General features: G+C 72.4%; 11 protein-coding genes. 8 read left to right on the top strand and 3 right to left on the bottom strand.

From position 1 onward, the window contains the following. The first annotated feature begins 151 nt into the window (after window positions 1–151). Window positions 152–1234, top strand: a complete 1083-nt coding sequence (locus tag ACZ38L_RS02750) for a Rieske 2Fe-2S domain-containing protein (protein WP_465688540.1) — start codon at window positions 152–154, stop codon at window positions 1232–1234. A gap of 73 nt (window positions 1235–1307) precedes the next feature. Here ACZ38L_RS02750 and ACZ38L_RS02755 read toward each other — a convergent pair whose 3' ends face one another. From ACZ38L_RS02755 to ACZ38L_RS02765, 3 genes are all read right to left on the bottom strand, one after another. Beyond that, entirely contained in the window at window positions 1308–1535 is a 228-nt protein-coding gene (locus ACZ38L_RS02755; RefSeq protein ID WP_396555379.1) for a hypothetical protein, read from the bottom strand. After that, window positions 1532–3046, bottom strand: a complete 1515-nt coding sequence (locus tag ACZ38L_RS02760; protein WP_465688542.1) for a PspC domain-containing protein — start codon at window positions 3044–3046, stop codon at window positions 1532–1534. Before ACZ38L_RS02760 ends, ACZ38L_RS02755 begins: the two co-directional genes overlap by 4 nt. Window positions 3047–3167: 121 nt before the next feature. Beyond that, window positions 3168–3962, bottom strand: coding sequence for an SGNH/GDSL hydrolase family protein (locus tag ACZ38L_RS02765; protein ID WP_465688544.1), 795 nt, complete (start codon window positions 3960–3962; stop codon window positions 3168–3170). Window positions 3963–4480: 518 nt separating this feature from the next. Between ACZ38L_RS02765 and ACZ38L_RS02770 the strand changes: the two genes are divergently transcribed. The 7 genes from ACZ38L_RS02770 to pcrA all read left to right on the top strand — a co-directional run bounded on the left by ACZ38L_RS02770 (window position 4481) and on the right by pcrA (window position 15224). Continuing rightward, entirely contained in the window at window positions 4481–5842 is a 1362-nt protein-coding gene (locus ACZ38L_RS02770; RefSeq protein WP_465688771.1) for an ATP-binding protein, read from the top strand. Continuing rightward, a complete protein-coding gene (locus ACZ38L_RS02775; protein ID WP_465688546.1) occupies window positions 5835–6578 on the top strand; it encodes a LuxR C-terminal-related transcriptional regulator in 744 nt (247 codons plus the stop codon). The genes ACZ38L_RS02770 and ACZ38L_RS02775 overlap by 8 nt, the downstream gene beginning before the upstream one ends. 365 nt (window positions 6579–6943) lie before the next feature. After that, on the top strand, window positions 6944–8077 hold the full coding sequence (locus ACZ38L_RS02780) for a glycosyltransferase family 87 protein (protein ID WP_465688548.1): 1134 nt from the start codon (window positions 6944–6946) through the stop codon (window positions 8075–8077). 204 nt (window positions 8078–8281) lie between these two features. Continuing rightward, window positions 8282–9463, top strand: a complete 1182-nt coding sequence (locus ACZ38L_RS02785) for an acyltransferase family protein (protein WP_465688550.1) — start codon at window positions 8282–8284, stop codon at window positions 9461–9463. 236 nt (window positions 9464–9699) lie between these two features. Continuing rightward, entirely contained in the window at window positions 9700–10965 is a 1266-nt protein-coding gene (locus tag ACZ38L_RS02790) for a hypothetical protein (protein ID WP_465688552.1), read from the top strand. 27 nt (window positions 10966–10992) lie between these two features. After that, on the top strand, window positions 10993–12540 hold the full coding sequence (locus ACZ38L_RS02795; protein WP_465688554.1) for a glycosyltransferase family 39 protein: 1548 nt from the start codon (window positions 10993–10995) through the stop codon (window positions 12538–12540). Between the two features lie 80 nt (window positions 12541–12620). Next, on the top strand, window positions 12621–15224 hold the full coding sequence (gene pcrA, locus ACZ38L_RS02800) for a DNA helicase PcrA (protein WP_465688556.1): 2604 nt from the start codon (window positions 12621–12623) through the stop codon (window positions 15222–15224). Window positions 15225–15283: the final 59 nt, after the last annotated feature.

Consider the following 15283-nt stretch of genomic DNA (forward strand, 5'->3'; position numbering starts at 1 on the left):
GTATCCGTGGCTGGCGGTGCGGCCGTTTGCGGCAGATCTGCAGTCTGTTCTGACGATAAGCGTTTCGGGTGCCGCTGCTCCTGCTCGAAAAAGGGCAGAATGCGGACCGGACCCGTCAGGACACGGCGGGCTGTACGGGAAGGTGACGCCCATGCTGGAGGGGACCAGAGAGCCGCTCGGGACCGGAGGCCCGCTGGGGGAGGCCGGTGCCGACGGCCGGACGGACCGTGAGGTCCGGGCCGCCCAGCGCCGAGCCCTCGCCACCCGATACGCGCTTCTGCCGCTGCGGCTCTTCCTCGGCGTCACCTACTGCTTCGCGGGCCTGGACAAGCTCGCCGACAGCCACTACCTTGCCGCGGCCGGCGACCCGCTCTCCTTCACCGCGATGACCGCCGGCTACCGGGTGCACAGCCCGATCGGCTGGCTGCTCACCCCGGCCCTGCACGAGCCGACCCCCTTCGCGCTGCTGATCGCCTTCGGCGAGCTGGCGGTCGGGCTGGGCACGCTCTTCGGGCTCTGGGGCCGGCTGGCCGCGCTCGGCGGCGTCACGCTCAGCCTGACCTTCTTCCTCACCGCCAGCTGGAACGTCTCGCCCTACTACCTCGGCAACGACCTGCCCTACCTGATGGCCTGGACCACCCTGCTGCTGGCCGGGACGCCGTACCTGTCGGTCGACGGCTACCTGGCCCGGCGGGCCGAGCGGGACCGCGGGCGCGGGCTGGCCGAGGCCGAGGTGCGCCGCCGGATCGTGGTCGACGGCAGCATCGCGGCCGTGGCGCTCGGCGGGGCCGGGCTGCTGCTCGGCTCGCTGACCGCCACCTTCGTGCGGAAGAAGCCGCGTCCGGTCACCGCCGGTGCTCCGGCGGGCGGGGGCGGCACGGTGTCGGCGCCGGCCGGCGCCGTCCCGGTGGGCGGCTCGACCGCCGTGACGGTGTCGGCCGGCGCCGTCCCGGTGGGCGGCTCGACCGCCGTCCAGGACCCGGCCACCGGGGACACCGTCTACCTGGTGCAGCCCGAGGCCGGCCAGTACTGCGGCTTCTCCTCGATCTGCACGCACGCCGGCTGCACCGTCGACCCGCCGAGGAACGGCCAGTTCAGCTGCCCCTGCCACGGCTCCCGGTTCGACGCCGCCACCGGCGCGGTGCTGGCCGGCCCGGCGGTGAAGCCGCTGCCGCGGTACACCGTCAGCAAGTCCGGCGACCGGCTGGAGCTCGGCCCGATCCAGCGGTCCTAGGGCCTGCCGTCCCCGGGGGCCTGTCGTCGCGCGCCCGGCGGGAATCGTCGGACGGGCCCCGGCGGCTCGTCCCTCAGCCCTCGCGGTCGAGCGACGGGGGCTCGGCGGACCGGCCGCGACGGGCCATCGCGGCCACCGCCCCGGCCAGCCCGGCGGTGCCCAGCACTATGAAGGTGACCGGGATGACGATCCGTCCGTTCACCGTGACGTCGTTCAGCGAGGCGACCAGGTAGAGCAGCGCGATCCCGGTGAAGAGCGCGCCGGAGATCAGCGAGAAGGGGTCGATCCGGTGCCGCTTCATGCCTGTACCACCTCTACGTCGCCGAGACCTACCTGGATGTTGAGGGTGAGGTCACCCTTGGACCGCACGCCGTCCGCCGGGGCGAGCCGGACGCTGCGGTCGGTGCCCAGCCCGCCGTGGCTGCCGCCGGCCGGGAGCTGGACGTCGCCGGCCGCGGTGTGCACGGTGAGGTCCACCGCGACGTCGGACGGGACGGTGACGTGCACGTCGCCCGCGCCGACCCGGACCGCCGTGCCGACCGTGCCGCCGCCCGGGTCCACCGCCGACAGGTCAAGGGTGAGGTCCCCGGCGGCGAGGTCGTACTGGCGCTGGACGTCGCTCGCGGTGGCCGGTGCCCAGCTGCGGTCGCCGATGGTGGCGCTCATCGAGCCGGTGCTGCCGAACACCGCCAGGGTCAGCGTGATCACCAGCGCGGGCAGTACCAGCACCCGGGCCCGGCCGAACCTGGTGCCCAGCAGCATGGTCAGGCCCAGCCCGAGCAGGCCGGTGGCGAGGACCGTGGCGAAGGTGCCCGAGGTGCTCATCGTCCGGCCGTGCGTCCACCAGACCGCCCAGCCGGCGCCGGCCGAGACCAGCAGGCCGAGCGGGGCCAGGAACGAGCGCGGGCGGCACGGCCGCTCCGGCGGGAGCGGCGCCGACCGCTTGGCGTCGGACTTGCGCAGCGGGTCGCCCGTCGGCAGGTCCGTCCGTTGCCACCAGGGCTGCGCGGGCGTGCCCGGCGCGGTGGAGGCGTAGCGGGCGCCGTACGGGTTGCGCTCCGGGTGCCGCGGGTCCCAGAGGTAGCCGGTGGCCCCGGGCGGCGGGGTGGGCGGGGCGTCGGCCGGCTCGGTGCCGCGCGCCCCGGCCGCCCAGGACCGGCTCTGCTCCTTGATCAGGTTCACGTGCTGGTGCAGCTCGGCCTGGTGGGCCTCCCACTCGCGGTGCATGGCGGCCTTGCGGGCCGTCCAGTCCTCGTGGAACTCCTGCCGCCAGGTCTTCCAGTCGGTGAGCGCGGAGTTCGCCCCGGCCGTCGGCCGGTCGTACGGGCCGCCCGGGCGCGGCGGGGTGCCGAGCCCGGCCGCCCGGCGCCGGCGCTCCGGGTCGTAGCGCACCGCGAAGAAGATCATCGCCCCGAGCAGCACCAGCGGGAAGACCGAGTCGCCGCTGCCCATCCAGGAGAAGAACACCCCGGTGCCGATCACCGTGAGCAGCACCGCGCCGATCGACTGGCCGTCCACCCGCCCGGTCAGCACCCGCTGCAGCTCGGTCCGGCCGTGCTCGCCCTCGGGGTGTTCGAGCGGGATGACCAGCCAGGCCAGCCCGTACAGGAAGAGGCCGAGCCCGCCGGTCAGGCAGAGCACCGCGACCACCACCCGGAACACCACCGGGTCGATGTCCAGGTGGCGGCCCAGCCCGCCGCACACGCCGGCCACCACCCGGTGCCGTTCGGTGCGGGTCAGCGGCGGGCGCTGGTCCTCGGTCCCGGCCTCGCCGGCGGGGCGGTCCTGGGCCGCGCTCTGCTCGTCCGTCATGGCTCTATCCTGCGGGTTGCGGCCGGCTGCCGGCACCGGTGGGAGCCCTGCCCCGACCCTGATCTCTCCCTGAGAGCGCCTCAGGGGGCGCTCCGATCAGCGTTCCCGAGCGTCCCCGGTCTCAGGCGCTGGTGCGGCTCCGCTGCCGGACCGGCCCGTCGTCGTCACTCGGCAGCAGCGGCCGGCCGCCGACCCAGAGCGGGGCGAGGTCCCGGTGCAGCGCGCCGAAGAAGGTCCGCGCCATCCGGTCGTAGCCCTGGTCGTTGGGGTGCAGCTGGTCGGCGAACTCCGTGGACGTCAGGGCGGGCGCGTCGACGTACCCGAAGTGCCGGCCCCGCTGCCGTTCGGTGCGCTGCAGCCGGCGGGCCTGGTCGTTGAACCGCTGCACCAGGTCCTGCAGCCCGTTGGTGGTGGGGATCAGCCCCTGGACGATCAGGGTCACGCCCGGCTCGTCGGCGTAGATCTGGTCGACCAGGTGTCCCAGCCGGTCGGCGGCGTGCGCGGTGTCCTCGTTGCGGTCGAGGTCGTTGATGCCGATGTGCAGCAGCACCACGTCCGGCCGGGCGGTCGCGAGCCAGCCGTCCACCTTGCCCCGGATGTCGTTGATGGTCCAGCCGCTGTGCCCCTCGTGGTCGGGCTGGGGGAACGCGCCGCCGCGCTGCGAGCCGACGAAGTGCGCCCGGAAGCGGGACTGCTGGAGGATCAGGTTCCAGAGCGGCAGGCGGTAGCCGGCGCCCGTGGTGCTGCCGACGCCGACGGTGATCGAGTCCCCGAGCGGCATCAGCCGGACGGTGGGCAGCGGATCGTCGCCGCCGCGGCCCACGGCCGGGCCGGCCTGGGCCGGTCGGGCGCTGCCGAGCAGACCACCGGTGACGGTGACCAGAGCTGCCAGGGCGGCAGCGAGGCTTCTCTTCATGGTTCCTCGCAGACGGAAGGACGAGTGGAGCGCCGGGCGCCGGTGGAATCACCGGTGACATTCCTGCGGCCGTCCTGCGGTTCTCGGTTCGGCTGCCTGCCGCGCGGCGGTTCGGCGGGAATCCGCCGGCGCGTCGCGGTGCTCAGCCGGCGGACGGGGCACGGAGATACAGGGCCGAGCGGTGCCGCCCCGGCACACGGGAACCGTTCTGCCAACGGTTCACCGGTATCCGGTCACGGCAGCTCGAGAATAACCAGATGATCGATTTGCAAGCTGATTCGAAGTGAATCAGGAGAAAATCTCACCGGATTGGCTCCGCCGGGTCGCCCGCGGTGGGCGGGCCGCGATCCGGACGCCCTAGGGGCGCACCCTGATGTGTCCGGGGGCCCGGACGTGTGACCATCGGTGGCGTGGCAGTCCCCGGTACCGAACCCAGCAGCGCTCCGCCCGCCTCCGACGGCCCGCCGTCCGGCGGCGCCGAGCCGACCCCGGACGGTGGCCGGCCGCCGTTCCGCAAGCTGTACCGGACCCCGAACCGGCGGATGCTCGGCGGGGTGGCGCACGGTCTGGCGGTCCACCTCGGGCTGCCGGTCGCCTGGGTGCGCCTCGCCTTCGTGCTGCTCTTCTTCGCCAACGGGATCGGTGGGCTGCTCTACGCGGCCTTCTGGTTCGTGGTGCCGATCGGCATCGGCGAGCCGGCCCGTGGCGGGCTCGGCGGCTACGTCTGGGTGAACGGCGCGTTCGTCCCGGCCGGCACCGCCGGGGCCACCCCCGGCCCGCTGCGCAAGAGCCGCCAGGGCCGGCTCGGCCGGCTGCGCGACCTGCTGGAGCAGACCTTCCAGGGCGACCCGGTGCCCGCCGGCACGGCGGAGGGCGGCGAGGCGCCGTCCGGCGGCGCGGCCAGCCGGCAGAACCTCGGGCAGCTGGCCGCGCTGCTGATGCTGGTCGTCGGCGTGATGGCGCTGCTGAACGCGCTGCACATCCAGTCCTCGCGGCCCTACGTCTGGCCGCTGCTGGCGATCGGCGTCGGTGTGGCGCTGGTCTGGCGGCAGGCCGATGACTCGCGCTGGCAGCGCTGGTTCGGGCTGGACACCGGCAAGAAGCGCAGCAGCGCCTTCGTCCGGGTCGGCGCCGGCGTGCTGCTGGTGACCGTCGGCATCATCGGCTTCCTGGTGCTGCAGGGCGCCGGCTCGACGCTGGCCTCGGTGGTCGAGGCCTCGCTCGCGGTGCTGGCCGGGGTGCTGGTGCTGACCGGTCCGTACGCGCTGCGGATGTGGCAGGACCTCGCCGCCGAGCGGACCGCCCGGATCCGGGCCCAGGAGCGGGCCGAGATCGCCGCGCACATCCACGACTCGGTGCTGCACACGCTGACCCTGATCCAGCGTCGGGCCGAGGATCCCAAGGAGGTCCAGCGCCTGGCCCGGGCCCAGGAGCGCGAGCTGCGGCTCTGGCTCTACCGCCCGGAGGCCGCCGCCGAGGCCGCCCCGGACACCCTGGCCGAGCGGCTGCGCGAGGTGGTCGCCGAGGTCGAGGACCGGCACGGGGTGCCGGTGGAGCTGGTCTGCGTCGGCGACTGCCCGATGGACGACCGGATCTCGGCGCAGATGCAGGCCGCGAGGGAGGCGATGGTCAACGCGGCCAAGTACGGTGGCGGGGGACCGGTGCAGGTCTACGCCGAGGTGGAGGGGAGAACGGTGTCGGTGTTCGTGCGCGACCACGGCCCCGGTTTCGACCCGGACACCGTGCCGGAGGACCGGCTGGGCGTACGGGAGTCGATCATCGGCCGGATGAAGCGGCACGGGGGCACCGCGAGGGTGCGGCCCGCGCCGGACGGCGGGACCGAGGTCGAGCTGGAAATGGAGAGAGCTGCTGATGACTGAGTCCGTATCGGCGTCCGGCCCGACTGACGTCGGGTCGACCGGGCCGCTGGGGGCACCCGCCCCCGGCCCGGCGGCCGGGAGGGTGGCCCGGGTGGTGCTGGTCGACGATCACCGGATGTTCCGCACCGGGGTGCGGGCCGAGATCGGGCGGACCGAGGTCACCGGCATCGACGTGGTCGGCGAGGCCGACGACGTGGAGTCCGCGGTCCGGGTGGTCGCCGAGACCCGGCCGGACGTGGTGCTGCTCGACGTCCACCTCCCCGGGGGCGGCGGGGTCGAGGTGCTGCGCCGCTCGGCGGGCGTGATGGGTGAGCCGGGGGGCGTGAAGTTCCTGGCGCTCTCGGTTTCCGACGCGGCCGAGGACGTGATCGGCGTGATCCGCGGCGGCGCCCGGGGGTACGTCACCAAGACCATCACCGGCGGCGACCTGGTCAGCGCGATCTTCCGGATCTCCGACGGCGACGCGGTCTTCTCGCCGCGGCTGGCCGGCTTCGTGCTGGACGCCTTCGCGGCCACCGACACCCCGCCGGTCGACGAGGACCTCGACCGACTCACCCAGCGCGAGCGCGAGGTGCTCCGGCTGATCGCCCGCGGCTACGCGTACAAGGAGATCGCCAAGCAGCTCTTCATCTCGGTGAAGACGGTGGAGAGCCACGTCTCGGCGGTGCTGCGCAAACTCCAGCTCAGCAACCGGCACGAGCTGACCCGCTGGGCCACCGCCCGCCGGCTGGTCTGAACGCCGATTCCGGTTTTCCAGGGTCCGGTATCCGACTTTCGACGGCCCGGCACGGCGACGATCCCAGCGTTCGGTGGGGGCGAGCCGATACCGGGTCGTCGTTCCGTTCCGTGCACGACCGCCGAATGACACTCTGGGCGGACACTTAATTGGCTGCCGCCCGGGCCGCTGCTTACGATGTCGCTACCAGTGCGTCGGAGCGGCAGGTCGAGTCGAGGCAGGTTGTCACCGTGAGCGTGAAAGCTTCGCCGAGACCGGGAGCGGAGGCCTGGCTCAGGGCGCCGGCGCCGATTCCGCTGCTGGGAGCCGCCGGACTGACTTTTCTGCTCACCGTCTATTCGGCCACCTGGTCCGGAAACAACACGATGGACGACCGTGTCGTCGTGATGGCCGCCCGGACCTTTCTGGCCGGTGGATCACCGTACGCCGACAAACGTTTCCTCTATTTTCCGAGTTCGGTTCTGCTGGCGGTGCCGCAGACCGGTCTTCCGGACCCGCTGCTGAGCTGGCTGGTGCCGGCCGCGACCGCCTTGATGGTGCTGGTCGGCTGGTTACTGGCGGTCCGGATCTTCGGGGTGCCGCTCCGCAGCAGGTTGGCCGCGGCGGGGGTGCTGCTGATCAGTTTCCTGGAGCCGTTCCGCAACCTGGTGCAGCTCGGGAACTGGACCGCCTGCTCCGCACTGGCCCTGCCGGCCGCGTTGCTGCTGGCCCGCCGGTCGCACTGGGGCTGGGCGGGCCTGGTGGTCGGGCTGGCGATCGCCGGCAAGCCGATGCTGGTGCCGCTCACCCTGCTCTTCCTCTTCGCCCGCCAGCTCCGGGCGTTCCTGCTGGCGGTCGTGGTGCCGGTGCTGGCCGGGGTGCTGGCCGCGGCCCTGATGCCGGACTCCCGGCTCTTCTTCACCAGGACCCTGCCGTTCGTCCTGCACGGCCAGGACGACTTCGCCCGCCCCTACGACGCCTCGCTGGGCACGCTGCTCCCGAGGCTCGGCGTGTCGGAACGGATGGCGCTCGGGGTGGCCGGGCTGCTCGCCGCGGCCCTCGTGCTGGGCGCCTGGCGACGCTGGCGGCTGGGCGGGGACGAGGGCCTGCGACTGGTCGAGACCGGCGCCACGCTCATGGTGGCCGCCCTGATCGTCAATCGCCCTTCGTTCGACCACTACCTCCTGGTCGTCCTCCCGGTGCTGCTCGCCTCGACGGTCCGGCCACGGGCGGCCGCCCGCTCCCCGTGGTTCTGGCTCGCCCTGCTGCCCCGGTTCGCCGGCTTCGACCTGCCCGAATTCGCTCCGGCCCAAAACTGGGCCTATCCTGTGGCGACGCTGAACGTGACCACCGCCGCCGTGCTGCTACGCCGGGCTGCGAGCCACCCGGACACCGGTACGAACGCCGCCGACCCGTCCGGGACCCGGCTGCCGGCGGCCGCCGGCCACGGGCTGCCCGCCGATGGGGTGGACGGGGCGGGTGGTGCCGCGCTGGTGCTGAACAGGCCTGATCGGGCCTGACACGGTGACCGGCGCGGGTGGGCGGCTGATCAGGAGTGGCGGACCCGGGGGTAAGCCCGGGGTCCACAACTCGAGTCGCAGCGCATATGGTCTTCTGTGGCGTTCGGGCCTGTTCGTGGGGTCGGGAGTCAGCCACGAGTCCGTCCCCCCTGGACCCGACACTGCGAGTCCGTCCCCCCTGGACCCGACACTGAGAGTGCCGTCATGTCAACTATCACACCGCCACTCCAATCGGATGGAGCGACGGTCGCCGGCGGGGCGTCCCCCGAGCCTGCCAAGTCGGCTCCTCCCCGTAACCGCCTGTACGTCCTCGACGGGCTGCGGCTGATCGCCGCGCTCGGCGTGGTGGCGTTCCACTGGACGGGCGTCGACATCCACCCGTCCGTGTGGGGCAAGGCGCCGCGGGTGCTGATGCCGCACCTGCACCGGTTCGGTTCCTACGGCTGGCTGGGGGTGCAGCTCTTCTTCCTGATCAGCGGGTTCGTCATCTGCATGTCCGCCTGGGGCAAGACCCCGCGGCAGTACTTCACCTCCCGCGTGGTGCGCCTCTACCCGGCCTACTGGGTCGGTGTGCTGCTGACCTCGGCGGTGATCAACTACTGGCCGACCACGCGGCCGGACCGGCAGCACATGAGCATCAGTGACGTGCTGACCAACTTCACCATGCTGGAACGGCCGATGGGGGTGACGGAGGCCGACGGCGTCTACTGGACGCTCTGGATCGAACTCCGTTTCTACCTGCTCTTCGCGATTCTCGCGGTGATCGGCCTGACCTACCGTCGGGTGGTCGCTTTCTGCGGAATCTGGACGATTGCGGCGGTGATCACCGGCGCCTTCCCCAACAATGATTTCCTGAACTCGATCACGCAGCCCGAGGACTGCCCGTACTTCATCGCGGGCATGGCGCTCTACCTGATCTACCGCTTCGGTGCCACGCCGATGTTGCTAGGTATAGTCGGATTCTCCTGGCTGATTGCCCAGAACCGTATTCACATCACCGAGGGCAGTTACGAGTACGAGGTCGCCCACCACCTTTCCTGGCCGGTCATGGCGACCCTTTCCGGAGCGGCCTTCCTGGTGATGCTGCTGGTCGCCCTGGGGGCCTTCAACTGGGTCCGCTGGAAGTGGCTCTCGGTGGCCGGCGCGCTCACCTACCCGGTGTACCTGTTGCACCAGGAGATCGGCTGGGCCCTGATCCGCTGGGGCCGGGAGCACCACATGAGCCCCAAGCCGCTGCTGCTCTGCTGCCTGGCGGTGATCCTCCTGCTGGCCTGGATCGTCCACAAGTACGCCGAGCGACCGTTGTCGCGGTTCCTCAAGCGGCTGCTGGACTCGCCCTCGCTGACGCTGCCCCGCCTGGACCCGCCGGTCCGGCGCCGTGCCTAGCCACTGACCTGCCCGTACGGCCGGCGGAGACTGTCAAGGTCCCCACCGGCCGTACTGGTTATAGCGGCCCTTTCGGGAGGATGTTCTGCTGATCACGATCAATTCGGCCAGTAGTCGGGTTTGCCGGGCAGGGGGCGCCGTCGCGCGTTGGACGAATCTGGTAGGAATCCTCTTGGCGATCCGAGGTTTTGTCGGGTGTCGTCCTGATTCTGTGATGGTTCCTCAGGGGAGTGCCGGTGACTGCTCAGCTTGCGGGGCCGCAGGCGCGTGATGACGCGGCGGCCCGTCGCGACGACCCGCCGCGGGGTCCGCGGCCGGTCCGCAGCCCGTGGGGGCACCGGCTGCTCCCCCCGCTCCGCCGGGCGGCCCCGGCGCTGGCCGGCTACGCGGCGGTCCGCGCCCTGGGCGTGCTGGCGGTGCTCTGCTGGTACCACAAGCACGGCCGTTCCGGCCTGCACCAGCTCAGCAGCATGTGGGACGCCTGGTGGTACCAGCAGATCGCCCAGCACGGTTACGCGGGCACGCCGCTGGTGCCCGGCCCCAAGGGCTTCTACCAGGCCTACGCCTTCTTCCCGGCCTATCCGATGACGATCCGGGTCCTCGGCTGGCTGCTGCCGGTCTCGCTGGGACTGGTCGCGCTGCTGGTGGCCTGGGTCTCCTCGTTCGTCGCGGCCTGGGGGACGTACGCGATCGGGGCGCGGCTGTACGGGCACCGCGCCGGCGTGATCGCCACGGTGCTCTGGGGGGTGATCCCCTACGCCCTGGTGGAGAGCCTGGCCTACTCGGAACCGATGTTCACCGCCTTCGCCGTCTGGGCGGTCTACGCGGCGATCACCCGGCGCTGGATCTGGGCCGGCGGGCTCAGCCTGCTGGCCGGGCTGACCCGGCCGACCGCCGTCGCGGTGGCGGGGGCGGTCTGCCTCGGCGCGCTGTGGGCCCTGGTCTCCCAGTGGCGGCGCGGCCGCGGCGCGGAGCTGCCCGACGCCGAGCGGGTCGCCTGGTGGCGTCCCGTCCTCGGGGCGCTGATCGCCCCGGTGGGCGTGGTCTCCTTCATCGCCTGGGTCGGGCTGGTGAAGGGGAACGCGGACGCCTACTTCAAGATCGAGGACGCCTGGGCGTCGCACTTCGACGCCGGCGCCTCGACGGTCCGCGCGTTCGCGCACATGCTGACCTACAGCACGACCCTGTGGCTGGCCGAGGTGGTGGTGGGCCTCAGCCTCGGCACGGCGGTGGTCCTGTTCCTGCTCTCGGTGCTGCAGCGCCAGCCCCTGCCCCTGCTCGCCTTCAGCGGGCTCACCCTCGTGATCGCGCTGGGGGACGCGGCATACTTCAACTCGCGGGCGCGCTTCCTGCTGCCCGCCGTCGGTCTGTTGTTCCCACTCGCCGGTCACCTGGCGCGGGTCAGAACCCGTGGCGCGGTCGCTATCGTTCTGGGATCGGCGGCCGTGGCCTCCGCGCTGTACGGCGGATACCTCGCGTTCGTCTACACCAACTCGCCGTGACGCCAGTCTGGAAGGTTTGAGAAGAGAATGAGTACCAGCGCCGAGTCCGACGTCGCCGAGGCGTCGGGTCCCGTGCGGAAGCGGCCGGAACCGGCGGCTGGTGAGGACGTCCAGGCTCCGGCCGGCCTGCGTGACTGGGCGGTCCGGCTCGTCTGGCTGTGGCCCGCGCTGGTCACGCTCGGGCTCGGGGTCCGCGGCAGTGCCCGCCCGGAGCTGTGGCGGGACGAGCTGGCGACCTGGAGCGCGGCCACCCGCAGCACCGGCCAGCTGTGGGCCATGCTGCACCACGTCGACGCGGTGTCCGGCACCTACTACCTCTTCATGCACGGGTGGATATCGGTCTTCGGCGACTCGCCGACGATGTTCCGGCTGCCGTCCGCGCTGGCGATGGCGGGGGCCGCCGCCTGCGTGGTGCTGGCCGCCCGCAAGCTCTTCGACACCCGGACCGCGCTGGCCGCCGGCCTGCTCTTCGCGATCTTCCCGAGCATCTCGCGGTACGCCCAGGAGGGACGCGCCTACGCGTTCGCCGTCCTCGCGGTGGCCGCCGCCACCTGGCTGCTGCTGCGGGCGGTGGAGCGGCCGGGCAGCGTGCTGCGCTGGCTCCCGTACGCGGTGAGCATCATGGCGGCCGGTCTCTTCCACATGGTCACGCTGACCGTGCTGGCCAGCCACGCGCTGATCGTGCTGCTGCGCTGGCGGCGGGAGCGCCGGCGGGCGCTGCTGATCGGCTTCGCGGTCGCCGTGCTGGTGGCGCTGCTCCCGATGGTGCCGCTGGTGATCGTCGGGCGGCGCCAGGTCGGCCGGCAGATCTCCTGGCTGCACTCCCCGACGCTGCAGGACTTCGTCACCACCTGGCACGGCATGTTCGGCTCGGCGCTGGTCAGCCTGTGCGTGCTGGCGCTCTGCGCGCTGCCGGTGGCCTGGCCGCGCAGCCGCCGCCGGGCGGTGGAGATCGGCCTGGTGGCCGCGCTGCCGGTGCTCGCCGTCTGGGTCGTCTCGCAGGGCAGCACGTCCTACTTCCTCGACCGCTACCTGCTCTTCACGGTGCCCGCCTGGGCCGTGCTGGCCGGCGCCGGGCTGACCTCGCTGCGCCCGAAGCCGCTGATCGCGGTCGGCCTGATCGGCACCGCCCTGCTGGGCCTGCAGGACCAGCAGGCGCTGCGCACCCGCACCTCGCACGAGTGGGCCGACGAGCGCGGCGCGGCCCGGATCATCGCCAAGGGCTACCACGCGGGCGACGGCATCGTCCCGGTCCGGGGCGACCAGGCGTACATGATGCTGGACTTCGCGATGGCCTACTACCTGCCGCGGAACGTGCACCCGAAGGACGTCTTCGCGGAGAAGACGCCGGTGCAGAACAACGACCTCTACTCGGTCACCTGCCCGGACGCGGACAGCTGCGCCGGGGGCACCGACCGGCTCTGGGTGGTCACCTACGGCGACCAGAGCGACCCGCTCAAGGGGCTGCCGGCGGACGAGGTGAAGGTGCTGACCTCGGAGTTCACCCAGGAGCAGGTCAAGCACGTGCAGGGGATCACCGTGTCGCTGCTGGAGCGCGCCAGGGCGGCCGGCTGACCCTTCGGAACCGTCTCCCCGGGGCGGGCAGACGGTTCCGCGCCGCGGTGTCGGTGCCGGGCCCTAGACTCGGATGCGCCATGAGTAGCCTCTTTGACGACCTCCCGCTGCCCGGCTTCGAGCCCTTCGAGGCGAAGCCGTCCGACGCGACGCCCGCGGACCACGCCGAGGAGCCTCCGCCGGAGGACTACTACGGCCCGGAGGGCGGGTACGAGGAGGAGATCCCTCATGATCTCTTCCAGACCGACTACGCCGCGGCCGCCGAGCGGGACGCCTTCTACCGCAACGGCGCGCACCGGCCGGTGGTCGACCCCGCGCAGCTGCTGGAGGGGATGAACGACCCGCAGCGCGAGGCCGTGCTGCACGCGGGTTCGCCGCTGCTCATCGTGGCCGGCGCCGGCTCCGGCAAGACCCGGGTGCTGACCCACCGGATCGCCCACCTGCTGGGTGCCCGTGGGGTGCACCCCGGCGAGATCCTGGCGATCACCTTCACCAACAAGGCGGCCGGCGAGATGCGCGAGCGCGTCGAGCAGCTGGTCGGCCCGCGGGCCCGGGCGATGTGGGTCTCCACCTTCCACAGCGCCTGCGTGCGGATCCTGCGCCGGGAGAGCAAGAAGCTCGGCTTCACCTCCAGCTTCTCGATCTACGACTCGGCCGACTCGCAGCGTCTGATGGGGCTGGTCTGCCGGGACCTCGACCTGGACCCGAAGCAGTTCCCGCCGAAGTCGTTCACCGCCAAGGTCTCCAACCTCAAGAACGAGCTGATCGACGAGGAGACCTACGCCGGCCAGGCCGCCAACCCGATGGAGCGCAAGCTCGCCGAGGCGTACACGCTCTACCAGCGGCGGCTGCGCGAGGCCAACGCGCTGGACTTCGACGACATCATCATGACCACCGTCCACCTGCTGCAGGCCTTCCCGGACGTGGCCGAGCACTACCGGCGGCGGTTCCGGCACATCCTGGTCGACGAGTACCAGGACACCAACCACGCGCAGTACACCCTGGTCCGCGAGCTGAGCGGCGGCGCGGCGGGCACGGCGCCCAGGCGGACGGTGGACGGTGAATTCGTCAACCCGGCGGCGGCCGCGCTGGCCGAGGTGCCGGCCGCCGAGCTGTGCGTGGTGGGCGACGCCGACCAGTCGATCTACGCCTTCCGCGGCGCGACGATCCGCAACATCCTCCAGTTCGAGGAGGACTACCCGAGCGCGACCACCATCCTGCTGGAGCAGAACTACCGCTCCACGCAGACCATCCTGAGCGCCGCCAACGCGGTGATCGAGCGCAACGCCAACCGGCGCGAGAAGAAGCTCTGGACGGCCGGCGAGCACGGCGAGAAGGTGGTTGGCTACGTCGCCGACGACGAGCACGGCGAGGCGCAGTTCATCGCCGACGAGATCGACCGGCTGACCGACGCGGGCGCGGCCCGGCCCGGTGACGTGGCGATCTTCTACCGGACCAACGCGCAGTCCCGGGTCTTCGAGGAGGTGTTCATCCGGGTCGGCCTGCCGTACAAGGTGGTCGGCGGGGTGCGCTTCTACGAGCGGCGCGAGGTCCGGGACGTGCTGGCCTACCTGCGGGTGCTGGCCAACCCCGAGGACACCGTGCCGCTACGCCGGATCCTCAACGTGCCCAAGCGCGGGATCGGCGACCGCGCGGAGGCGATGATCGAGGCGCTGGCGGCCCGCGAGCGGATCTCCTTCGCCCAGGCGCTGCTGCGGGTCGACGAGGCGTACGGGATGGCCGCGCGCTCGGCCAACGCGGTGCGGAAGTTCAACGAGCTGCTGGCCGGGCTGCGCCAGGTGGTCGAGTCGGGCGCCGGCCCGGCGGCGGTGCTGGAGGCCGTGCTGGAGGAGACCGGCTACCTGGCCGAGCTGCAGGCCTCGACCGACCCGCAGGACGAGACCCGGGTGGAGAACCTCCAGGAGCTGGCCTCGGTCGCGCTGGAGTACGAACAGGACCCGGGCGAGCGCCCGGACGCGGACGAGGAGGGCGCGCCGCCGGTCGGCTCGCTGGCCGACTTCCTGGAGCGGGTCGCGCTGGTCGCCGACTCTGACCAGATCCCGGACGACGAGGAGGGGCAGGGCGTCATCACGATGATGACCCTGCACACCGCCAAGGGCCTGGAGTTCCCGGTGGTCTTCCTGACCGGCATGGAGGACGGGATCTTCCCGCACATGCGGGCGCTCGGCCAGGTCAAGGAGCTGGAGGAGGAGCGCCGGCTGGCCTACGTCGGGCTCACCCGGGCCCGGCAGCGGCTCTACCTGACCCGGTCGGTGCTGCGCAGCGCCTGGGGGCAGCCGGCCTACAACCCGGCCTCGCGGTTCCTGGAGGAGATCCCGGACCAGCTGGTCGACTGGAAGCGCACCGGCGCGGCGGCGGTGCCCGCCTCGCGCGGCCTCGCCACGGGGGGTTCGCGCGGCTCCTCGTGGAGCTCGGGCGGGTCGGGCGGACGCGGCTCCGGCACGGCTTCGCCGCAGGCGGGCTGGGGCAAGTCGGCGCGGATGGCGACCGAGCGCGAGGTGGTCGCGCTGGCGGTCGGTGACCGGGTCAGCCACGACACCTTCGGGCTCGGCACGGTGGCCGAGGTCGCCGGGACCGGCGACCGGGCCAAGGCCACCGTCGACTTCGGCTCGTCGGGCCGCAAGGTGCTGCTGCTGCGCTACGCGCCGGTGGAGAAGCTGTAGTCGTGCTGTGATTTTCCCCTCCTCTCGACTCGCGGATCCGTGGCCGGGCGCCGCTGGCG

Source organism: Kitasatospora sp. NPDC024654 (genome assembly GCF_055559155.1).

What these genes read in the sequence shown, in the direction of transcription:
- ACZ38L_RS02775 (WP_465688546.1), top strand. Translation starts at nt 5,835, where the DNA reads ATGACTGAGTCCGTATCGGCGTCCGGCCCGACTGACGTCGGGTCGACC.
- ACZ38L_RS02785 (WP_465688550.1), top strand. Translation starts at nt 8,282, where the DNA reads ATGTCAACTATCACACCGCCACTCCAATCGGATGGAGCGACGGTCGCC.
- ACZ38L_RS02750 (WP_465688540.1), top strand. Translation starts at nt 152, where the DNA reads ATGCTGGAGGGGACCAGAGAGCCGCTCGGGACCGGAGGCCCGCTGGGG.
- ACZ38L_RS02765 (WP_465688544.1), bottom strand. Translation starts at nt 3,962, where the DNA reads ATGAAGAGAAGCCTCGCTGCCGCCCTGGCAGCTCTGGTCACCGTCACC.
- pcrA (WP_465688556.1), top strand. Translation starts at nt 12,621, where the DNA reads ATGAGTAGCCTCTTTGACGACCTCCCGCTGCCCGGCTTCGAGCCCTTC.
- ACZ38L_RS02760 (WP_465688542.1), bottom strand. Translation starts at nt 3,046, where the DNA reads ATGACGGACGAGCAGAGCGCGGCCCAGGACCGCCCCGCCGGCGAGGCC.
- ACZ38L_RS02795 (WP_465688554.1), top strand. Translation starts at nt 10,993, where the DNA reads ATGAGTACCAGCGCCGAGTCCGACGTCGCCGAGGCGTCGGGTCCCGTG.
- ACZ38L_RS02780 (WP_465688548.1), top strand. Translation starts at nt 6,944, where the DNA reads ATGGACGACCGTGTCGTCGTGATGGCCGCCCGGACCTTTCTGGCCGGT.
- ACZ38L_RS02755 (WP_396555379.1), bottom strand. Translation starts at nt 1,535, where the DNA reads ATGAAGCGGCACCGGATCGACCCCTTCTCGCTGATCTCCGGCGCGCTC.